Genomic DNA, 20,929 nt, shown 5'->3' with positions numbered 1-20,929 from the left:
AAAGACTCCTGTCACGGCGCAGACGCGCCGTGGCTGGATACCGGCTCAAGGCCGGTATGACGGAAGAGAGGTTCTCGCCCTTTGTCGGCGTCCTTATTCCGCAATCTCCTCCGCCGTCACCCATCGCCCTTCGGCGAAAGACCGGGCCATGGCGTGAATGCTGCGCTCGATCTTCAGCCCTTCCTCGAAATCGATGATATGGGCCTTTTTCCCCTCGATAGCCGCGATCAGTTCCCGGCATTCGATCACCTTCAGATCGTTGAAGCCGAGGCCGTGGCCGGGGGCGGGGATGAAGCGGTCATAGGGTTTGTGGTGCGGCGCGGTGAGGATGGTTCGGAAACCCTGTTCCTCCGGGCGTCCATCCGTGGTGTAAAGCTGGAATTCGTTCATCCGCTCCTGATCGAACAGGATCGAGCCGGTGGAGCCGTAAATCTGGATGGCGATGCGGCCCTTGCGGCCCCAGGCGGAGCGGTTGGCGATGAGCACGGCGGAAATCCCGCCTTCGAGCTTCAGCAGCACGCTGGCGAGGTCATGTGTCTCGACGGCGCGGTCGCCGCCGCCGGCAAGCGGGCGGGTCTCATAAGGCTTCACCATGTCGGTGATGGCGCTTTCGGCATGACCGAAAAGGGCGAAGAGCAGAGACAGCGGGTGCACGGCGAAATCATCCAGCGCGCCGTAACCGGAGGAAGCTTCGCTCTTCCAGTAGAAGGGCTGGGTGGCATCGGCCATAAAGTCCTCGTCCATTTCGGCGCGAACGTGATAGACGTTGCCAATCGCGCCTTCGTCGATCAGGCGGCGGATATGGCGGATGACGGGGTTCTGGATGTAGTTGTAGCCCATCGCCGCCGCCTTGCCGGACTGGCGGGCGGCGTCGCGCATCTTCACCGCGTCAGTAAAGGCGGGCGCCATCGGTTTTTCACACCAGACATGTTTGCCGGCCTCAAGGGCGGCAATCGCCATTTCCGGGTGGAAGGCGTTCGGCGTGGTGACCGAAATGACGTCGATCTCGGGATCGGACAGCAGATCGCGCCAGTTGCCCGTCGAGCGGGCAAAACCGAACTCGGCGGCTTTCTTCGCGGCAAGCTCGGGATTGACTTCCGCGAGCGTCACGAGGCGGGGACGCTCCACATCGCCGAAGACGCTGGTGACATTGTTCCACGCCAGAGCGTGGCATTTGCCCATGTAACCGGTGCCGATAAGGCCCACGCCAAGAGCGGCCATGGTATTCTCCTCCCGAGATTATTTGAATTAAGTCAATTATTTGGATGCGTTTGTTTAGCTTCAAGGCAGTCTCGATACGTACCACCGCAGACCCCTTATTCCTGTGCTTGTCACAGGAATCCAGCCGACGCGCGTCTGCGCGACGGAAAAACTCCCTTCAGCCCAAGGACTTGGGCTGGCTGGATCCCTGTGACAGGCACAGGGATGAGGAGGCGGCGGTGTTTGCCTGAAATGCCTTACGGATTATCCCGTTTGAAAATCCAGTCATGATCCGGGTGGTTCTTGAAGCGCCATTTGCGCATCGGCCCGGCCATCACGTTCAGATAATACATCTCATAGCCATAGGGCGCGCCGCAGGGGTGGTGACCCTTGGGCACCAGCACGACATCGCCGTCCGACACCGCCATGGTTTCGTCCAGCGAACCGTCTTCGGTGAAGACGCGCTGGAAACCGAAACCCTGCGCCGGGTTGAGGCGATGATAGTAGGTCTCCTCCAGATAGGTCATGTTGGGGTAGTTATCCTCATCATGCCGGTGCGGCGGATAGGAGGACCAGTTGCCCGACGGCGTGAAGACTTCCGTTACCAGCAGGCTGTCGGCCACATCGCGTTCTTCCATGGCGATGGGGAAGATGTAACGCGTATTGGCGCCCTTGCCTCGTTCGGTGAGCTGCACACCGTTCGGGCCGATCTGCTGCGCCTCGCGGCTGCCTTTTTCGCCGGGTGCGGTGCAGACGCCGATAGTGCAATCACTCGTGGCGGTCAGCGACCATTCGGAGCCGGCGGGCACGTAGACGCAGTGCGGCGGCTTGCGCTCGAACACATTCATGCGGTCGCCGAGTTCACCGAAATCCTTCCCGCCCGCGGAAATCGTCGCCTTGCCTTCGACCACCACAAGGATGACTTCGGTATCGCCGGTGTTTTCCGCCGCCGTTTCGCCCGGCTTCAGGCGGTAGAGGCCGAAACCGACATAACCCCAATCCGCGCTTTGGGGCGTGATGTCGTGCACCTTGCCGCTGGTCGCGACCGGCTTGCGCAGAAGTGAGGTCATGGTGGTGTTCCTTTTTGGTCAGTCGTTCAATTTATCGGGCGGCTATTCCCGCGTTTCCCTCATCCCTGTGCTCGTCACAGGGATCCAGCCAGCCCAAGTCCTTGGGCTGAGAGGAGTCTTCCCGCCGCGCCGACGCGCGTCGGCTGGATTCCTGTGACAAGCACAGGAATGAGGGAGGAGGGGGTGCACCGGAACATACGATTCTGGATATATGGACGAATGCCCCCCTCTCAGCTCAAGCAGCCTGAGCCTTGTCCAGCCCTGCTTCGCGCGCAAAAGCCTTCAGCGATTTCAGCCCGAGGCTCTGATATTCGAACGGGTTGCGGACATCCGGGTCCTGTTCGGCCTCGATCACCAGCCAGCCGCTGTAACCATGCTCGGCCGCGACCTTCAGCACCGGCGGGAAGTTCACGCCGCCTTCGCTGTCGCCGGGAACGGTGAACACGCCGCGGCGCACGCCTTCGAGGAAGGAGAGGCGCTCACCACGAACCTGATCGGCAATGGCAGGGCGCACGTTCTTGGCATGGATATGGCCGACGCGACCCATATATTTCTGCGCGACGCGCACGGGATCGCCGCCGCCGAACAGGCAATGGCCGGTATCGAGCAGCAGATGCGTCTTCGGGCCGGTATGCTTCATCAGGAGGTCGATTTCCTCTTCGCTCTCGACCACCGTTCCCATGTGGTGGTGATAAACGAGGGTGATGCCCTGTTCTGCGGCAAAGGCGGCCAGCGCCTCGATGCCCGTGCCGAATTTCGCCCAATCCCCGGCCGCAAGGCGCGGACGGTCGACCAGCGCCTTGTTGTCATCGCCGTGGATGGCATTGGAGGTCTCGCAGACGATGATGACCTTCGAGCCCATGGCCTTCAGGAGATCGAGCGCCGGCTGCATCGCCTTCTTTTCGGATTCGATGTCGTCGGTCAGAAGGTTCAGCGAATGCCAGCCGGAGACGAAAGAGAGACCGCGCGGCGAAAGCACGCCCTTCAGGCCTTCCGGCTCGGTCGGGAACTTGTGGCCCTTCTCGATGCCGTCGAAACCGATCTTGGCGGTTTCATCGAGGCATTGTTCGAGGCTGATATGCGCGCCCAGCGTGCGGTCGTCGTCGTTGGACCAGGCAATCGGGTTGGTTCCGTAACGGATCATCTTACTGTCTTTCCTTGAGATGGTTTTCATAACGGGCGCGCGCATCGGCGACTTCAGCGCGATCAGAGGTTTCAGGCACCGCGACATCCCACCAGTGACCGCCGGCCTGCGGGGTCGGGTAAGGGTCGGTATCGATGACGATGACGGTGGTGCGGCTGGAGGCACGGGCCGCGGCAAGCGCCTCTTCCAGCTCGCTTATGGTGGAAACCTTGCGCGCATCCGCCCCCATTGAGCCCGCATGGGCCACGAAATCGATGGCGATCGGGTTGACGTTGGTGTGGGCGTAGAGATTGTTGAACTCCGCGCCGCCGGTTTCCATCTGCAGCCGGTTGATGCAGCCGTAACCCCTGTTGTCAGTGATGACGAGCGTGATCTTCACGCCCATGGCAACCGATGTCGCGAGCTCGGAATTCATCATCATGTAGGAGCCGTCGCCGACCATGACGATCACGTCGCGGTCCGGTTCCGCCATCTTGATGCCGAGGCCGCCGGCCACTTCATAACCCATGCAGGAGAAGCCGTATTCCATGTGATAGGAGAGCGGCAGCTTGGATTTCCACAGCTGGTGAAGCTCGCCCGGCATGGTGCCTGCGGCGCACATGACGACGGTATTGTCACGCGACTGGCGCTGCACCGCGCCGATGACCTGCATGTCGGTGGGCAGGCTGTTGGCATTGTCTTCGCCCGGCGCTGCCGTATCGGCATCGGCCTTTCTAAACCATGCAGCCTTGAGACCGGCATCCGGCGCCGCGAAACGGTGGCTGCCGAGGGCGGCCGACAATTTCTCAAGCCCGATCTTCGCATCCGCCGTCAGGCTGATGGCATCGTGCTTGGCGCTGTCATAGGGCTGAACGTTAAGCGCCAGGATTTTGCGGTTCGGGTTCTTGAACAGCGCCCAGGAGCCAGTGGTGAAATCCTGAAAACGGGTGCCGACACCGAAGACCAGGTCGGCCTTTTCGCTGATGATATTGGCGCTTTCCGCACCGGTAACGCCGACGGGACCGAAATTGAGATCGTGATCCCACGCCAATGCCGATTTGCCGGCCTGCGTTTCGACGACCGGAATGGAGTGGGTTTCGGCAAAGCGCTTCAGGGTTTCGGTTGCGCCGGCAAAATGCACGCCGCCACCGGCAACGATGATCGGGTTCTTCGCCGCCTTGAGCGCAGTGACGGCTTCATCGAATTCCACCACGTCGGGCTCGGGACGGCGCTGACGCCAGACACGCTTTTCGAAGAAACTCTCGGGGTAATCATAGGCTTCCGCCTGCACGTCCTGGCAGAAGGCGAGCGTGACTGGGCCGCAATCGGCCGGGTCCGTCATGGTGCGCATGGCGCGGGGAAGCGCGGTGAGCAACTGTTCCGGCCGCATGATGCGGTCGAAATAACGGCTGACAGGGCGGAAGCAGTCATTCACCGTCATCGTGCCATCGCCGAAATCTTCGAGCTGCTGGAGGACGGGATCGGGGCCACGATTGGCGAAGACGTCGCCGGGGATCAACAGAACCGGCAGGCGGTTGACATGCGCCAGCGCCGCCGCCGTCACCATATTGGCCGCACCGGGGCCGATGGAGGAGGTGACCGCCATCGCGCGTCTGCGGCGCAGCTGCTTCGAATAGGCAATGGCCGCATGGGCCATGGACTGCTCGTTCTGGCCACGATAGGTCGGCAGTTCGTCGCGGATGCCATAAAGCGCTTCGCCGATGCCGGCGACATTGCCATGGCCGAAAATGGCCCACATGCCGGCGATATAGGTTTCGCCGTGTTCATTCATCTGCGCTGCCAGGTAACGAACCATGGCCTGCGCAGCCGTCATTCTGATTGTCTTCACGCTGCCTCTCCCTTTTTGGCGCGCGCCTCATCCCAAATGCGGCACAGGCTGGTATAGCGCTGCGCCATATCCCTGACCGCTTCCTCATCAGTCATCTTGCCACCGAGCCAGCTGCGGGCGGCATCCGCGAAAATCGTGCGGCCAACGGCGAAACCTTTGACCAGATCGAAACCGGCGGCAAGGCGGAAGCTCTCCTCCAGTTCGCTTTGCGGCGCGTCGAGACCGAGAACGACGATGCCCCGCACATAAGGATCGTTGCGATGCACCGCGTCGCAGGCGTTTTTCCATGCAGCACGGGTCTTCATCGGCTCCAGCTTCCACCAGTCGGGATAGACCCCGATCTCGTAGAACCGCTCGATGATGCGGGCGGCGGTGAGATCGTCGGTCGGGCCGACCTTGGAGGGAATGACCTCCAGCAGCATTTCCAGCCGGTTGCGGCGTGTCGCCTGGAACAGACGCATGACCGTCTCTTCCTGCGTGGCGCGCATCTCATCCGTATCGTCGGGATGATAGAAACACAGAACCTTGACGACATTTTCAAGCGGCCATTCGGAAAGACCGCCGAAATCCTTGCCGAGATCGGGTTCCAGCGTCAGCGGGCGCGAACCCGGCCATTCCACGGGACGGCCGATCCACAGGCCCGAGCCGCTGGCGGCAAACAGGGCGTCACGGCCGAGACGACCGTCGCAGAGAATGCCGTAACCCGGCCTGTCGCCGGCAACATGCTGTGCGGCCTGAAGGCAGAGTTTCTTGAAAGCGCCGATCTGCTCGTGCTTGACGCCAAGCTCGTCGGCGATGGCTTCCAGCTGCATGCGGTGGTCGAAGGCGAAGACGCGCATCGTGTCCCAGTCGCCCTTGCGGTTGGTCGACCAGTGCACCTGCTCCAGTGCCTCGTCCTTGCGCAGCGCCTTGTTGCGAATGCCGGCCTTGAAGAAGTATTGCAGCTCTTCCCAGCTTGGATAGGCCGGCGTGCAGCCATGGCGGGAGACGGCGAAAGCGCCGCAGGCATTGGCGTATTTCAGCGTTGTCGGCCAGTCTTCGCCGCGCAGCCAGCCGCGAAACAACCCGGCCATGAAGCCATCGCCGGCACCCAGAACGTTGAAGACCTCGATCGGGAAACCTTCGCCCGTCTCGCCATCGTCGAGGCTGGAAGGAATTTCACCGGCGAAAACCGAAGCACCCATCGGCCCGCGCTTGCACACCAGCGTCGCATTCGAGACCTTGCGCACGGCGTTCAACGCGGTCAGGGTATCGGTGGAGCCGCCGGCAATGTGGAATTCTTCCTCGGTGCCGACGATCAGGTCGAACAGATGCAGGGTGGATTGCAGCTTGGCGGTGACCTTCTGCGATTCGACGAAACGGCTCTCGCCGTCGCCATGGCCAGCCACACCCCAGAGGTTGGGCCGGTAATCGATATCGAGTGCGGTCTTCGCGCCATTTCCGCGTGCGAGTTTCAGCGCCTTCAGCACCGCCGCCTCCGTCTTCGGATGCGACAGATGCGTGCCGGTGGCGCAGACGCAGCCTGCCTCGGCAATGAAGGCGGGATCGATGTCGTCTTCGCTGAGCGCCATGTCGGCGCAGTTTTCGCGATAGAAGATCAGCGGGAACTGGTTCTGGTCGCGAATGCCGAGCAGCACCAGCGCGGTCAGCCGCTCCGGGTCTGTCTTCACACCGCGCACATCGACGCCTTCGCGCACCAGCTGTTCGCGGATGAAGCGGCCCATATGCTCATCGCCGACGCGGGTGATGACGGCGCTGGCGAGGCCGAGGCGTGCGGCACCGGCTGCGATGTTGGTGGGAGAGCCGCCGATATATTTGGCAAAGGAGGCCATGTCCTCCAGACGGCCGCCGACCTGCGAACCGTACAGATCGACAGACGAGCGCCCGATCGTGATGAGATCAAGTTTTTTCAAAAGGTTCCTCCTTAGCACCGCACCTCGGTACGGTCTCACATGTCTGGAGCGGCATTCAGGCGACGATCGCCAGCATCTTTCGCCGTCCCGCTCCAATGAGCCTCCTCCGCTCATTTTCGTTCGTCACGAGACGGACGATTATGGAATGCCCGTTTCATGGATTTGGATCATAAATTCTATTTTTTCCGTTTTCAATAAAAATATTCAGGCTGTTTTGCGAGTTCCCACAGCCACGGCCAGCGTAATGGCCAGACAGAGCGTGGCGGAAAGCGAGCGGAACGCGCCGAAATCGATCTCGGTGACGGTCAGCAGCGTCGCACCGGATTTGCGCAGCGGATTGACGGCGGAATCGGAAAGGGCCACGACCGGAATACCGTTGGCGCGGGCGTTTTCCGCCAGCTCCAGCGTTTCGGCGGAATAGGGGGAAAAGGTGATCGCGATCAGCGCGTCGTCACGGGAAATGGCGCTGATATTGCCGAGCCCGCCGACCGCACTGTGCAGAACCGCCGGCACCTTCATCTTCTCGAAGGCGTAAGCGAGATAGCTGGCAATGGGAAACGAGCGCCGCAGACCGATGATATGCACGGTGCGCGCCTTCGCCAGCGCCGAAACCGCCTCGTCAAGCTGGCGGGTATCGACCGATTTCAGCAGCATTTCGAGTGAGGAACGACCGGCCTCCACGAATTCGGCAAGCAGGCCGGATGCGCTTTCATCGCCCTTCTCCCGCAAATGGTCGAGTCGCGTCGCATAATCCGGCCAGCCGCCGACATAGGAATCACGGAACAGCCGCTGCATTTCCGAAAAGCCGGAAAAGCCCATGATCTGGCAAAAACGCATGAAGGCCGAGGGCTGTACGCCAGCCCCTTCCGCCATTTCAGCGACAGTGGAAACGGCGATGCGATCCTGATTGGAAGCGACATAATCGGCGCATTGCCGCAATCGTTTCGGCAAACCCTCCGCGACCTGGAGCAGCCGCTCCTCAAAAGCCTTTACGGATTCTGGCACCTCGATTGCCGTCATTGTCGTTCCTTTGTGCAGACTGAAATCGTGTGCACTTTAACTGCAGTGGAATTTTTATTCCATTGGGTTTTTTAGAGACGGTAAATGAGACGACGGGGGCTTTGTTTGATCAGTCACCCTCCGTCATTCCGGCCTTGAGCCGGAAACCAGCCGGCGCGCGTCTGCGCGGCGCGAAGAGGCTTTTCACCCCAAGGACTTGGGGTGGCTGGATACCGGCTCAAGGCCGGTATGACAGAGATTATATATATGATCGCGCAACGGCGATGCGTTGGCTCAGTGCAGCCCGCCAACCCCAAGATGCGTATCGATAATATCCGGGTTTTCCGCAAGATCGCTGGATGGCCCTTCCCAGACGATGCGGCCGCGTTCCATGATGATGGCGTGGTCAGCGAAGTCGATGGCCATCTGGATGCGCTGTTCGACGAGGAGAATGGTCATTTCACCCGATTGCGCCAGTTTGGAGAAGGCCGCCATCAGCTCTTCGCAGATGACAGGGGCGAGGCCTTCGAGCGGTTCGTCGAGAAGCAGCACGCGCGGCTGGCCGAGAATCGTGCGGGCGGTGGAGAGCATCTGTTGTTCGCCGCCGGAAAGTTGCGAGCCGAGATTACGGCGGCGCTCCTTTAGGCGCGGAAACAGCGTGTAGGCTTCCTCGATGGCCGATTTCGGCCGGGTCTTGAGGCCGACGAACAGGTTCTCCTCGACGGTGAGCGTCGGGAAAACGTCACGCGTCTGCGGCACGTAGCCGAGGCCGGCTTTGGCGCGGGCAGCGCTCGGCAAAGCGGCGATGTCCTGCCCGCCGATGCGGATATCGCCGGCAAAGCGTTTCGTCTGGCCGGCCAGTGTGGCGAAGAGGCTGGTTTTGCCGACGCCGTTGCGGCCGAGCACGGCAAAACGCGAGCCCGACGGCACGGAAAGCGACAGGCCCTCAATGACGCGGGTGGGGCCATAACCGGCGGTGAGGTTGACGATTTCAAGCGGCGCTGCGGGCATCGGCGTAACTTCCCAGATAGGCTTGGCGGACTTCCGCATTGCTGGTGACGTCATCAGGCGAACCGTCGAAGATGACGGCGCCTGCGGCGAGTACCACCACACGTTTGGCAAAACGGAAGACCAGATCCATGTCGTGCTCGATCATCAATATGGCGAGATCGGCCGGTAGCCGGTCGAGCGCCTGTTCGATGCGCGCGGTTTCCGTGGAAGGCACGCCGGCGGCCGGTTCGTCCAGTAGCAGGATTTTCGGGCGAAGCGCCATGGCAAGCGCGATCTCGATCAGCCGTTGCTGGCCATAGGCGATTTCGCGCACGCGGGTTTCCGCAAGGGCCAGAAGACCGAGCGTGCCGAGAATGTCGCGGGCTTCGCTCATCACCGCAGGCATGGCGCGGTAACGGCCGAAAATCCGGCCCGTCTTGCCTTCGCGCTGGAGAATGGCGAGCGCCACGTGTTCTTCCGGCGTCATGTCCTGAAACAGCCTTGTGACCTGGAAGGAGCGGACGAGGCCGCGCTTCACCCGCTGGCTGGCGCTGAGGCCGGTCACGTCTTCGCCGGCGATGCGCACCGTGCCGGCCGAGGGCTTGATATTGCCGGTGACGAGATTGACGAAGGTGGTCTTGCCGGCGCCATTGGGGCCGATCAGCACCGTGCGGTCTCCCGGCGAAAGCGACAGCGAGACATTGTTGGTGACGACGAGGCCGCCGAAATTCTTCTTGAGGCCGGAGACTTCGAAAATGGCGCTCATTTGCGACCTCCACGGATGCGCGCAATGATCTGCTCACCCGCGCCATAAAGCCCGCGCGGCGCAAACAGCACGACGGCAATCAGCAGCAGGCCGACAATAGTGAGCCAGTGGAACGGATTGGCGGCGGAAACGACATCTTCGAACCACATGAAAGTGACGGTGCCGATCAGCGCGCCGTAAAGCGAACCCGCGCCGCCGAGCACCAGCATGACCAGCGCTTCGGCCGAAAGCGTGAAGCTGAGGCTGTCGAGGCCGACGACCTGGGTGGAAATGGCATTCAGCGCACCGCCAATGCCGGCGACGATGCCCGATATGACGAACATCTTCAAAATCGTGCCGTTGACGGCGCCGCCCATGGCCTGAATGCGGATGCTGTCCTGCTTGACGCCGCGGCACAACATGCCGAAGGGCGAATTGACCACGACCCTGAGGGCGAGGAAGACGACGAGCAGCAGACAGACGCCGTAAATATAGGCGGTGCGGCCGAAAAGATCGAATTCGAAGGTGCCGAACAGGGCGTCCGGGGAAACGCCGGCAAGTCCGTCGCTGCCGCCGGTCCAGCCCGATGCCTTGTTGGCCGCCTCGTGGAACAGGTGGATGACGGCGATGGAAAGAACGAGTTGCGGCAGGCCGTGGGCGCGCAAGAGAACCGTGCCGGAGACCAGCCCGGCAACGCCGCCCGCAGCCGCGCCGATCACGGTCATCAGCAGCGGATCGGTTATCTCGAAATGGGCAGCGGCGATGCCGGCGGCATAGGCGCCGGCACCGAAGAGCGCGGCATGGCCAAGCGTGGCGACGCCGCAATAGCCGGTAACGAGATCGATCGACAGCACCAGCAGCGCAATGGCGATGATGCGGGTCAGAAGCGCCAGATTATCCGGGAACAGGTAATAACCGGCAATCGCGGCGATAATGATGAGGAGCGGTCCCGCAAGCGTGCGCAGCGGTGAGCGCGCCTTCGGGATTTCTGCCGTTTCAGTCACGTCGTTCATGAGCACCGCCATCTCATTTCGCCCTTCCGAGAAGGCCGCGCGGGAACAGCGTGATGATCACGATGACCGCCAGGTAAAAGAAGAATTCGCCATATTCGGGGGCAAGATACCGCCCGGTCGTATCAATTGCACCGAGCAGCAGACAGGCGATCAGCGCGCCCGGAATGGAGCCAGCGCCGCCGACCGAGACCACCACGAGGAAGGTAACCATATAGCGCAGCGCATAATAGGGTTCGACCGGCAGCAATTCCGCGCCGATGACGCCGCCCATGGCGGCAAGGCCGACGGCGATGGCGAAGCTGACGGCATAGATAACCTCAGTGCGAACGCCGAGTGCGGCCGCCATGGCGGCATTATCGACAGCAGCGCGCAGCTTGATGCCGAAGGCGGTCTTTTCGAAGGTGAACCACAGCGCGCCGGCCACGGCAAGACCGCAGGCAATGGCGAAGATTCGATGCGTGGCGATGGTGCGGAAGCCGAGATCGGTGGGGCCGGCCAGTTGCTGCGGCAGCGGTATGGTCTTCAGCGTCGGGCCGAAAACGAAATTGGCGATGCCGATGATGCAGAATGTGATGCCGATGGTCATCAGCACCTGCGTCAGTTCCGGCGCGCCATAGATGCGGCGATAGAGAAAACGCTCAAGCGGAATGGCGATGACGATGGTGCCGACGATGGCGACGAGGATCGCCACGGCATAACCGAGACCGAGGCCGTGGGCGGCATAGGAGGCGAGGTAACCGCCGATCATGGCGAAGGCGCCATGCGCCAGATTGACCACCCGCATCAGCCCCATCGTCACCGAAAGGCCGATGGAGATGATGAACAGGACCATGCCATAGGCAAGCGCATCGACAAGGATGCTGAAGACCGTCTGCATGCTGAAAAGCTCCTCCCGGTGCTGCAATACCCATCCGGGCCGGAACCGAGCCGCCACGGGCGGCCCGGAACGTCTTTACGAGCCGCTGTTATTTCGCGGCAGCGAGGCCCGGATCGCCCTGTTTTTCAAAGGTCTGGACTTCCTTGTTGTAATAATTGCCGTCATCGCCCTTGGCCACTTCGCGCAGATAGATGTTCTGCGTGATGTGGCGGCTTTCCGGATCGATGCTGACAGGGCCGCGCGGGCTTGTCCAGGAAAGACCCTTCACCGCGTCCACCGCCTTTTCCGCATCCTGTTTGCCGCCGGTGGCTTCGATCATCTTGCTGATGACATACATGCCGTCAAAGGCGCCGACGGAAGGGAAGGAGAGCTCCTTCGGATTGCCGATGGCCTTGGCGGCGGCTTCCACGAAGGTCTTGTTCTCGGGGGAATCATGCGAGACGGCGTAGTGGAAGGTCGTCTGCATGCCGAGCGCGGCTTCGCCAAGCGCCGGCAGGTCGGATTCCTGCGTCAGATCGCCCGGCGCGAAGAGCTTGACGCCTGCGGATTTCAGGCCGTTATCGTTGAAGGCCTTGACGAAACCGAGCGTGGTCGGGCCCGACGGCAGGAAGGCGAAGACGCCTTGCGCGCCGGAATCCTTCACGCGCTGCATGATCGGGCTGAAATCATTGGTGGAAAGCGGCATGCGGATGCTTTCGACAACCTCGCCGCCGGCGGCGGTAAAGGCCGCCTTAAAGGCGTTCTCGGCATCGACGCCCGGGCCATAATCGCTGACCAGCGAGATGACCTTCTTCACGCCGCCATCAAAGGCCACCTTGGCGATGGGGGTGGAGGTCTGCCAGGTGGTGAACGAGGTGCGCACCACATACGGGCTCTTGGTCACGATGGCCGAAGTGGCGGCATTCATGATGACCATCGGCACGTTGCCCTGCTTCAGCAAAGGCGTGACGGCCATCGCATCCGGGGTGAAATAGAAGCCGGCGAGATATTGCACGCCTTCCTTCACCACCAGCTCCTGCGCCAGCGCCTTGGACTGCGCCGGATCGGCCTGCGGCACATCGCGATAGACGACTTCGACCGTGTCATCGCCGACCTTGTTTCCATGCAGGGCGAACCAGGCATCGATGCCGGCCTTGAAGTTCTTGCCCTGCAGCGCGAAGGGGCCGGAGAACGGACCGACCACGCCGACCTTGATGGTCTCGGCATAAGCGGCAGTACTGAAGCAGATGGCCGCGATGGCGGCGGTGATCCGTAATTTCATGAATTCCTCCCAATTGATCCGTGGCTCCCATCCACCGATCCAGGCTGCCAGATTGATGAGTGCGGTGGCCAAAGTAAAATGAAATAAGGGGGATGATAAATAACCTGACGGTTATCAATACCCGTCTTACAGGGTTTGTCTCATGCGAGATCGCACAATAGTGATCATCCCGTGATTCTCACTATATAGCGCCGCCGCAGCCATCACGACCGGTGTTTTCGCGGCACATGGTATCGAAATGCTTCGTCATGAAAACCAGCTTTTGTGCATGTTTCGAAAATGACGGTCATACCCGCGCAAGCCTCGTGCCTTAACCAGTTCTAAGGGGATTGTTTGTAGCCTCGCGAAGCATATTGTGAACTTTATTTGGTGTCTGATGGGCGAATATCAAAATAGAGTTGTTGAGTTGATGCGAGATCGCGTTGGCGAAAGTATACTCAACAACAAGATCGAGCGCCGCGAAGCATTTCTTCGCAAGACGCTGGCGCTGTATCATGTCATGGGCGGAGACGCGCAAGGCATGCACGCTGCGGTGGAGGACGTGGTCAACCTGCAAAAGCAGAGTGTCGATGTCGCTATTGGCGACGTGATGCATGAGCTGGCAGCAATCGGTCACGTTGCCGATCTCGATATTATTCAGGCCGGGTACAACAAGCTTGATGCCGCAAATATGCATATTCTGAGCAAGGGCAAGAGGCTTTTGCAGAAGCAGCGGGACCAAAAACTCGCCGGCACGGCGGGAAAATAGGCCGCCCATCGAGGGCGGCCTGCAATATCAGGCGACTTCCCCGACGAGAATCTTCTGCCAGGCATCATAGGCGGAGAGAACCGTTTCCATCTGCGCGGTGTGACCGGTGATGAAGTCGTTGCCGTAGATCGTCTCATCAGGATATTCGGTGATCAGCGTCATCGGCACGGTGTGGCGGTCGTCGACGGAGGACAGGCACGGGAAACCGTTGATGATGCGGAAACCGGTTTCGCCGGCGTGGATTTCATAAAGAGCGATCTGTCGGTTGTTGTAATCGAGCAGGCCGGGAATCGCGCCGAGATGGCGGGTCACCCGGTCGAGCAGGGCTTCGGCCTGCCTTTCCCAGTCCGCATGGTGGCGGATGATGAGGAAGAAACCCTTCGGCAGCGTCCACATGGCAAAATTGCGCGGTACATAGCCGGAAAGCGGCCGGGTCCATTCATGGGATGGATAACCGTGCAGGTTCACATGCAGGCTCGCGCCGCTCATCTCCTGCGCCCTGAAACGGATTGCCTTCTCGTTGAGATGGACACCCGAATTTTCCCGCGTGCGATATTCGAGATCGTCGCCGAGCGCCGTGTAACGCGCCGCGTGATGCATGTGGCGCGGATTGTCGGCTCTCAGCCGTTGATGAAGGGCGTAACCGTCAGGATTTTCCAGCGGCGAAATGGTGAAATGTGCGCCCCTGCGCTCGGCAAGTTTACGGGCGGCACGGATGGCGCCGACGATGCCTGTGGTCTCGTTGGGGTGCTGGCCGCCGCTGATCATCACTGCGGCATCGCTGCCGGCGACATAACGGGCGGCAAGAATACGGCCGGAACGGGAGCGGGCCTCGAAGGCCTCGCCGCCGATTTCTTCAAGCAGTTTCGCGAGCTGGCCTGCCGCAACCGGTTCGCTGGCCGTATCGATCTGCTGTTCACGGCCATCGAGAAAGGCGGTGGTGAGCGTGCGGGCCTCGATGCGCACGGAGACTTCACCTTCGCTTTTCACGATTTCCGGCACGATCTGGCCGGGCTTCAGGCCCCGGTCGCCCAGCGGCCGGCCCGACTTTTTCTGGAAGAACTCCAGCAGCGAGAAATAGAAATCCTCATGCAGGGCTTCGCGCAGGCTGACGACCTCATCGCCAAGGGAGAGCGGCAGATCTTCGGCCGGATGCGCGACGCGGATGTTCAGTTCCTCGAAATAGGGCTCTTCATCGCCCCAGCCGTGGTTAGCGAAGGCATGAATCGCCGCTTCGAAAAGCCGTTCGTAGTCCGTCTCCAGCCGCTCGCCTAAAGCGTCGCCGGCAAACCGGAACCAGCCCGTGGGTGAAACATTGGTTTCGCCGACGATATCGGTGTGCACCCGGTTTGGCGCCAGAATCTTCAGGGTTTCCTTCTTGCCGTTGCGACTCAGGGTAACATCATAATGGAAGGCGTCGTCTTTTCGGGCGACGAAGTCGATCTTCGCATCGCCCACCAGCGCGGCCAGCGGATAGGCCTCCAGCCGGAAACGATTGGCGGGTGCGTTGGCATGCACCGGGTAACGCACCTCGATGGTGTCGACGCCATCCAGATTGATCTCTTCCAGAAAGGTGAAGAGAAGCGGCTTGTAGGCGCTGCGGATGCGGGCGCTGACGCCTTTTTTCTTCAGCCGGTTTTCGGCTTCGCGGCGGCTTTTGGCATCATCGAAGCTCCATGCCTCGAAAGATTGGCCGGGCTCGGCATTGGCGAGAAGCGCATCCAGCGTGCGTTCGAAAGTCTGGTCGAAAATCTGGCTCATCGCATTTACCTCGAAGTTCTGCCGGTGGGGTCGAGGCTGTCACGCAGCCAGTCGCCGAGAAGGTTGAGGCCAAGCACCGTCAGAAGGATGGCAAGGCCCGGGAAGACGCTGACCCACCATGCCGTCTGCAAATAGGTCCGTCCATCCGCCAGCATGCCGCCCCAGCTCGGAATGGTCGGATCGACGCCGAGGCCGAGGAAGGTGAGGCTGCTTTCCAAGAGGATGTTGTTGGCGACATTGAGCGTCATCAGCACGATGACCGGGCCGATGAGGTTCGGCAGCAGGTGCTGGAGAATGATGCGCCAGTCCTTCACGCCGATGGCGCGGGCGGAAAGGATGAACTCCCGCTCTCGCAGCGTCAGCACCGAGCCGCGCACGAGACGGGCATATTGCACCCATTGCGAGACGATCAGGAGGATGATGGTGTTGGTGAGGCTGCCGCCGACAATGGCGATGAAGGTGATGGCGAGCAGAATGAAGGGCATGGCGAGCTGGATATCCGCAAAGCGCATGACCAGCATATCCCAGAAGCCGCGATAATAACCGGCCACCAGACCAACCGCGACGCCGAAGATGACCGCGCCGATGACCGAGGTGAAACCGACCAGCAGCGAAATCTTGCCGCCGGCGACGACGCGGGCGAGCACGTCACGCCCCAGCGGATCGGTGCCGAGCGGATGGGCGGCATTGGCAAAGGGCTTGGCAAGGCGCGCCATCAGGTCGATCTTGTCCGCTCCGCCCGGAAACAGCACGTCGGAAAAGACGACGGCGAGGCAGATGACCGTGGTGAGGAACGCGCCGAGGATGAATTCGAGATTGGTGAAGCGCGCGAGACGCGAGGTTTTTGCAGCCATCGTCACTTACTCCGTGCGAATGCGCGGATCGACAAGCCCATAGGCGATATCGACCAGAAGGTTGATGCCGACGATCATCAGCGACAGCACGGTGATGACGGCCTGAAGCACGGGATAATCGCGCGCGCCGACCGCATCGAAAGCCAGCGTGCCGAGGCCCGGCCAGTTGAAGACACGTTCGATGACGACGATGCCGCCGAGCAGCCCGCCGAATTGCAGGCCGAAATAGGTGATGAGCGGAATGGCGCAGTTGCGCAGCGCGTGTTTGTAGAGAACCTTGTTTTCGCTGAGGCCCTTGGCGCGCGCCACCATGATGTATTGCGAGCGCAGCGTATCGAGCATGGCGGTGCGCACGAGGCGGACATTGGTGGCGGTGAGGATGACGCCCATGGTGACAGCGGGCATGATGTAGCTGGCGAAACCACCCATGCCGCTTGGCGGCAGCCAGCCGAGCGTGATGGAGAATAAGAGCACCAGCATCGTGGCCAGCCAGAAATTCGGGAAGGATAGGCCGACGAGCGAAAAGATGCGGATCACCTGATCGGCCGTCTTGCCGCGCGAGGTCGCCGCCTTGATGCCGAGCGGGATGGAGAGCGCAATCGACACCGCCATGGAGATGAAGGCGAGCAGCAGCGTGGCGGGCAGGGCATCGGCGATGAGGCGCGAGACCGGCGTGCTACCGGTGAAGCTGCGGCCGAAATCGAGCGTCACGAGGCCCTTCAGGAAGCTGAAATATTGCACGAAGAACGGCCGGTCAGTGCCCAGCGCCGCGCGGATGCGCGCCAGATCGTCTTCCGTCATGCTGCCGCCGCCCTGGAACATGGTGACAGCCGGATCGCCGGTGAGGCGAATGGCGAAGGAAACGAGAAGAGTGATGGCGATGACGACAAAAATCGCCTGCAACAATCGCTTGATGAGGAAACCGGCCACGTTTTTTACCTTGAAGAAAAAACTGGGAAGAGAAATCCCGCCTTGCCCGCGAGAGGCGGACAAGGCGGCGTGTTCACAGGATTAACCCGCTTATTCGACGGTCACGTCGGTCAGCTTCAGGCGGTTATCCGGCGGTGCGACGAAACCCTTGACCCGCTTGTTGATGCCGTAAATGGCATTGCTGTTGTAAAGCGGAATTTCCAGCGCGCGTTCGGCGGTATAGCTGCCGATTTCCTTGAGGATCTTTTCGCGCTCGGCACGGTCGGTCAGCGGACGCTGGGATTCAAGCAGCTTGTCCAGCTTTTCGTCCTTGTCGTAAGGGTTCCACTTTTCACCCGAGTGATACATGGAATAGGCCGTATTGTCGTAATCGAAGGTCCAGCCGCCCCATTTCTGCTGGAACATCGCGCCGGTCTTGCCCTGCGGGATGATATCGTTCAGCAGAACGTTGGTTTCGTAAGGCTTGATAGTGGCGGTGATGCCGACCATGGAGAGGTAGCTGGAAATAACCTGCGCCACCTCGTTCATCGTCGCATCATTGCCGCGGATATCGATCTGCAGCGTCGCACCCGGCTTGACGCCGGCTTCCGCGAGCAGCTTTTTCGCACCTTCCGGATCGTAAGGCAGGGGCTTCAGTTCCGGATCGTAACCGAAGGACAGCGCGCTCTGGAAGCTCGCGATTTCGGATGCCTGACCGGCAAGGATCGACTTGACGATGGTGCCGCGGTCGACGGCCATGATGATCGCCTTGCGCACCTTCGGATCGGCGGTGATGCCGTCACGGGTGTTGAAACGCAGCGCATCGACCGTCGGGCCGGGCACGCTGACGATCTCAAGCTTGGAATCGCCTTCGATGACCGGGATCATGCCGATCGGGATGGTGGGCGGAATGACGAGATCGACGCGGCCGGCCTGCAATTCGGCAACGGCGGTCGCGGGCTCGGCGATGAAGCGATATTCAAGCTCGGAAAGCTTTGGCGCACCGCCCCAGTAATCGGGGTTGGCTTCCAGCTTGATGTTGGTCTTTGGTGCGTAGGAAACGAATTTGAACGCGCCGGTGCCGACGGGGTTGAGGTTGAAATTGTCCTCGCCCTTTTCCTTGATGTAGGCAGGCGGAACGATCATGCCGCCATAACCGGCAAGCTTGGTCAGCAGCACGGGATCCGGCGCCTTCAGCTTCATGTCGACCGTGTAATCGTCGATGACATCGACGCTTTCGATGGCGACATAGTTGGAGCGCTGCGGGCCCTTGGCACCCTGTTCGCCGAGAAGGCGCTCGAAGGTGAACTTGACGGCGGCGGCGTTGAAGGGCTCGCCATTGTGGAACTTGACGTTCTGGCGCAGCTTGAAGCGGATACGCTTGCCCTCATCCAGCTCTTCCCAGGATTCGGCAAGGCCGGGCACAACCTTCAGGTCCGGGCCGCGATAGGTCAGGCCATCGAAGATGTTGGTGGCGACGGCAGCCCATTGCACGAGGAAGGTGTCGATCGGATCCCAGCTGCCCGGATCCTGCGGGCTGGAAATGGTCATCTTGCCGGCGGCGAGAGCCGGTGCGGCGGTAAAGGCCGTGGCGGCCATGGCAAGTGCGACGAACGTTGTCGTCATCCCCTTCTTGATCATTGTCATCTACCTGTTCCTCTTCAGATGGTTGTGGGTCTGGTTGTTATTCAGGCGCTCTTCGCGATGAAGTGGCCCGGATTGATTTCCTCATGAGCGAGAATCGCCGGCTCGTCGCCGACACGGCGCACGGGATTGGGAATTTCGCCTTCGATCATGGCGGTGTGGCGCTCAATGGTCGGATCGGCGACCGGCACGGCCGAAAGCAGGCGGCGGGTATAATCATGCGTCGGCGTTTCGAAGACCTGCCGGCGGCTGCCCATTTCCATGATCTGGCCGAGATAAAGCACGGCGACGCGGTGGCTCATCTTTTCCACCACCGCCATGTCATGGCTGATGAAGAGATAAGCGAGACCGCGCTCGGCCTGCAAATCCATGAACAGATTGATGATCTGCGCCTGAATGGAGACGTCGAGCGCCGACAGCGCCTCGTCCGCGATGATGAGCTTCGGATCGGAAGCCAGCGCACGGGCAATGCAGACGCGCTGGCGCTGGCCCCCCGAAAACTCGTGCGGATACCGCGCGGCATGTTCGGAGCTGAGGCCCACACGCTCCAGCAATTCATCCACACGCCGGCGTACCGCCTTCTGATCGTTGATCAAATCGTGGGTGTTGATCGGCTCGGCAATCGAAAAACCGACCGTCTTGCGCGGATCGAGCGAGGCGAAGGGGTCCTGGAAGATATATTGCACTTCCTGGCGCATGCGGAAGCGCTCTGCCGCCGACATCTGCGAATAGCTGCGTCCGTTGAAGGCGATTTCGCCTGATACGGCGGTTTGCAGCTGCTGTATGGTACGGCCGATGGTGGATTTGCCGGACCCGGATTCGCCCACCAGCGCCAGCGTTTCGCCCGCGTGAATATCGAAGCTCACCTTCTGCACGGCGTTGCAACGGTGCGTCGCCTTGCCGAACAGGTTCTTGCGGATATCGAAACGGACGAACAGGTCCTTGACCGACAGCAGCGGCTTCTGATCGTATTTTGCTGTGTTCTGCACGCGCTCTTCGCCAACCACAACCGGCTGGCCACCCTGCAGCACGGTGAGCGGCAGGCGCTTGGGAAACTCTTCGCCTTCCATGCTGCCGAGGCGCGGAACGGCCGAAAGCAGGGCGCGCGTATAGGGGTGCTGCGGATTGGCGAAGATATCCTTGACCGGGCCTTCTTCGACCTTCTTGCCCTTCCACATGACGACCACGTCATCGGCCATTTCCGCCACCACGCCCATATCATGGGTGATGAAGACCATGCCCATGCCGAGTTTCTTCTGCAGGTCGCGCATGATGTTGAGGATCTGCGCCTGAATGGTCACATCCAGCGCCGTCGTCGGTTCGTCGGCGATCAAAAGCTTTGGCCGACAGGCGAGCGCCATGGCGATCATCACGCGCTGGCGCATGCCGCCGGAAAGCTGGTGCGGATACCGTTTCAGAAGCTCGGCCGCGTCGGGCAGCCGTACCATTTCGAGGAGTTTCTGCGCTTCCGCAATCGCCGCCTGCTTGCCTGTCTTCTCGTGCAGCATCAGCACTTCGCAGATCTGGTCGCCGATGGTGAAGACGGGGTTGAGCGACGTCATCGGCTCCTGGAAGATCATGGCGATCTCCTTGCCGCGGATTGAGCGCATCTCCTTCTGCGAGGCTTTCAGCAGGTCCCTGCCTTCGAACAGGATGCGGCCGGCGGGGTACTTGGCGCCCATCATGTCAGCAAGACGCATCGTGGAAAGCGAGGTGACGGATTTTCCCGACCCGGATTCACCGACGATCGCCACCGTCCTGCCTGCCTCCACGGCAAAGGAAATATCATCCACGACGCGGCTGTCGCCGAACTCAACGCTCAGGTTTTCAACCGAGAGGAGGGCGTTGCGGTTTGCGGCAGTCATATCAGCGTCTCCGGCTTGGCATGCGCGGAATTTCCGGCGCTGCCATCTGAAATTGGGAAGTGCGAAGTGCGGGGGATAAGGGGGCGGTCTGCGGCGTTGCGCCAGAGA

The 20,929-nt window shown here is 61.0% G+C and carries 17 protein-coding genes; 1 reads left to right on the top strand and 16 read right to left on the bottom strand.

Annotated elements, in window-relative coordinates:
• Positions 1-93: 93 nt before the first annotated feature.
• The 11 genes from FY152_15200 to FY152_15150 all read right to left on the bottom strand — a co-directional run bounded on the left by FY152_15200 (position 94) and on the right by FY152_15150 (position 13,040).
• A complete protein-coding gene (locus FY152_15200; GenBank protein ID UXS33520.1) occupies positions 94-1,221 on the bottom strand; it encodes a Gfo/Idh/MocA family oxidoreductase in 1,128 nt (375 codons plus the stop codon).
• Positions 1,222-1,457: 236 nt separating this feature from the next.
• A complete protein-coding gene (gene iolB / locus FY152_15195) occupies positions 1,458-2,270 on the bottom strand; it encodes a 5-deoxy-glucuronate isomerase (GenBank protein UXS33519.1) in 813 nt (270 codons plus the stop codon).
• 235 nt (positions 2,271-2,505) lie between these two features.
• On the bottom strand, positions 2,506-3,414 hold the full coding sequence (iolE, locus tag FY152_15190) for a myo-inosose-2 dehydratase (GenBank protein UXS33518.1): 909 nt from the start codon (positions 3,412-3,414) through the stop codon (positions 2,506-2,508).
• A gap of 1 nt (position 3,415) precedes the next feature.
• Complete coding sequence (gene iolD / locus FY152_15185; GenBank protein ID UXS33517.1) at positions 3,416-5,242, bottom strand: 3D-(3,5/4)-trihydroxycyclohexane-1,2-dione acylhydrolase (decyclizing); 1,827 nt, start codon at positions 5,240-5,242, stop codon at positions 3,416-3,418.
• Positions 5,239-7,155, bottom strand: coding sequence for a 5-dehydro-2-deoxygluconokinase (gene iolC / locus FY152_15180; GenBank protein UXS33516.1), 1,917 nt, complete (start codon positions 7,153-7,155; stop codon positions 5,239-5,241). The genes iolD and iolC overlap by 4 nt, the downstream gene beginning before the upstream one ends.
• Positions 7,156-7,359: 204 nt before the next feature.
• On the bottom strand, positions 7,360-8,175 hold the full coding sequence (locus FY152_15175; GenBank protein ID UXS33515.1) for a MurR/RpiR family transcriptional regulator: 816 nt from the start codon (positions 8,173-8,175) through the stop codon (positions 7,360-7,362).
• A gap of 273 nt (positions 8,176-8,448) precedes the next feature.
• Complete coding sequence (locus tag FY152_15170; protein ID UXS33514.1) at positions 8,449-9,165, bottom strand: ABC transporter ATP-binding protein; 717 nt, start codon at positions 9,163-9,165, stop codon at positions 8,449-8,451.
• Positions 9,146-9,910, bottom strand: coding sequence for an ABC transporter ATP-binding protein (locus FY152_15165; protein UXS33513.1), 765 nt, complete (start codon positions 9,908-9,910; stop codon positions 9,146-9,148). Before FY152_15165 ends, FY152_15170 begins: the two co-directional genes overlap by 20 nt.
• Complete coding sequence (locus FY152_15160) at positions 9,907-10,914, bottom strand: branched-chain amino acid ABC transporter permease (protein ID UXS33512.1); 1,008 nt, start codon at positions 10,912-10,914, stop codon at positions 9,907-9,909. Before FY152_15160 ends, FY152_15165 begins: the two co-directional genes overlap by 4 nt.
• Position 10,915: 1 nt before the next feature.
• Complete coding sequence (locus FY152_15155) at positions 10,916-11,779, bottom strand: branched-chain amino acid ABC transporter permease (protein UXS33511.1); 864 nt, start codon at positions 11,777-11,779, stop codon at positions 10,916-10,918.
• A gap of 88 nt (positions 11,780-11,867) precedes the next feature.
• Positions 11,868-13,040 carry an ABC transporter substrate-binding protein gene (locus FY152_15150; GenBank protein ID UXS33510.1) on the bottom strand — a complete coding sequence of 391 codons (1,173 nt, stop codon included), beginning with the start codon at positions 13,038-13,040 and terminating at the stop codon, positions 11,868-11,870.
• Positions 13,041-13,416: 376 nt separating this feature from the next.
• Here FY152_15150 and FY152_15145 point away from each other — a divergent pair, with 376 nt between their 5' ends.
• The gene (locus FY152_15145) at positions 13,417-13,788 is read left to right on the top strand and encodes a hypothetical protein (GenBank protein UXS35076.1); all 372 of its coding nucleotides are present in this window, start codon (positions 13,417-13,419) and stop codon (positions 13,786-13,788) included.
• Between the two features lie 27 nt (positions 13,789-13,815).
• Here the strand turns inward: FY152_15145 and FY152_15140 are convergent, their stop codons facing one another.
• From FY152_15140 to FY152_15120, 5 genes are all read right to left on the bottom strand, one after another.
• A complete protein-coding gene (locus FY152_15140; protein ID UXS33509.1) occupies positions 13,816-15,549 on the bottom strand; it encodes a peptidase M14 in 1,734 nt (577 codons plus the stop codon).
• Positions 15,550-15,554: 5 nt separating this feature from the next.
• Positions 15,555-16,403: an ABC transporter permease gene (locus FY152_15135; GenBank protein UXS33508.1), complete on the bottom strand. Its 849-nt coding sequence runs from the start codon at positions 16,401-16,403 to the stop codon at positions 15,555-15,557.
• Between the two features lie 6 nt (positions 16,404-16,409).
• Positions 16,410-17,333: an ABC transporter permease gene (locus FY152_15130; GenBank protein UXS33507.1), complete on the bottom strand. Its 924-nt coding sequence runs from the start codon at positions 17,331-17,333 to the stop codon at positions 16,410-16,412.
• A 90-nt stretch (positions 17,334-17,423) separates the two neighbouring features.
• On the bottom strand, positions 17,424-18,959 hold the full coding sequence (locus tag FY152_15125) for an ABC transporter substrate-binding protein (GenBank protein ID UXS33506.1): 1,536 nt from the start codon (positions 18,957-18,959) through the stop codon (positions 17,424-17,426).
• A 41-nt stretch (positions 18,960-19,000) separates the two neighbouring features.
• Positions 19,001-20,821 carry an ABC transporter ATP-binding protein gene (locus FY152_15120; GenBank protein ID UXS33505.1) on the bottom strand — a complete coding sequence of 607 codons (1,821 nt, stop codon included), beginning with the start codon at positions 20,819-20,821 and terminating at the stop codon, positions 19,001-19,003.
• Positions 20,822-20,929 lie beyond the last annotated feature (108 nt).

Source organism: Agrobacterium tumefaciens, assembly GCA_025560025.1.
In the GTDB taxonomy this organism is placed as follows: Bacteria; Pseudomonadota; Alphaproteobacteria; order Rhizobiales; family Rhizobiaceae; genus Agrobacterium.
The sequence above is the reverse complement of the archived record's forward strand: the minus strand, read 5'-3'. Positions and strand labels throughout refer to the sequence as shown.

What these genes read in the sequence shown, in the direction of transcription:
- iolB (UXS33519.1), bottom strand. Translation starts at nt 2,270, where the DNA reads ATGACCTCACTTCTGCGCAAGCCGGTCGCGACCAGCGGCAAGGTGCAC.
- FY152_15150 (UXS33510.1), bottom strand. Translation starts at nt 13,040, where the DNA reads ATGAAATTACGGATCACCGCCGCCATCGCGGCCATCTGCTTCAGTACT.
- FY152_15155 (UXS33511.1), bottom strand. Translation starts at nt 11,779, where the DNA reads ATGCAGACGGTCTTCAGCATCCTTGTCGATGCGCTTGCCTATGGCATG.
- FY152_15160 (UXS33512.1), bottom strand. Translation starts at nt 10,914, where the DNA reads ATGGCGGTGCTCATGAACGACGTGACTGAAACGGCAGAAATCCCGAAG.
- FY152_15125 (UXS33506.1), bottom strand. Translation starts at nt 18,959, where the DNA reads ATGACAATGATCAAGAAGGGGATGACGACAACGTTCGTCGCACTTGCC.
- iolE (UXS33518.1), bottom strand. Translation starts at nt 3,414, where the DNA reads ATGATCCGTTACGGAACCAACCCGATTGCCTGGTCCAACGACGACGAC.
- FY152_15120 (UXS33505.1), bottom strand. Translation starts at nt 20,821, where the DNA reads ATGACTGCCGCAAACCGCAACGCCCTCCTCTCGGTTGAAAACCTGAGC.
- FY152_15175 (UXS33515.1), bottom strand. Translation starts at nt 8,175, where the DNA reads ATGACGGCAATCGAGGTGCCAGAATCCGTAAAGGCTTTTGAGGAGCGG.
- FY152_15200 (UXS33520.1), bottom strand. Translation starts at nt 1,221, where the DNA reads ATGGCCGCTCTTGGCGTGGGCCTTATCGGCACCGGTTACATGGGCAAA.
- FY152_15140 (UXS33509.1), bottom strand. Translation starts at nt 15,549, where the DNA reads ATGAGCCAGATTTTCGACCAGACTTTCGAACGCACGCTGGATGCGCTT.
- FY152_15135 (UXS33508.1), bottom strand. Translation starts at nt 16,403, where the DNA reads ATGGCTGCAAAAACCTCGCGTCTCGCGCGCTTCACCAATCTCGAATTC.
- FY152_15145 (UXS35076.1), top strand. Translation starts at nt 13,417, where the DNA reads ATGGGCGAATATCAAAATAGAGTTGTTGAGTTGATGCGAGATCGCGTT.
- FY152_15165 (UXS33513.1), bottom strand. Translation starts at nt 9,910, where the DNA reads ATGAGCGCCATTTTCGAAGTCTCCGGCCTCAAGAAGAATTTCGGCGGC.
- FY152_15170 (UXS33514.1), bottom strand. Translation starts at nt 9,165, where the DNA reads ATGCCCGCAGCGCCGCTTGAAATCGTCAACCTCACCGCCGGTTATGGC.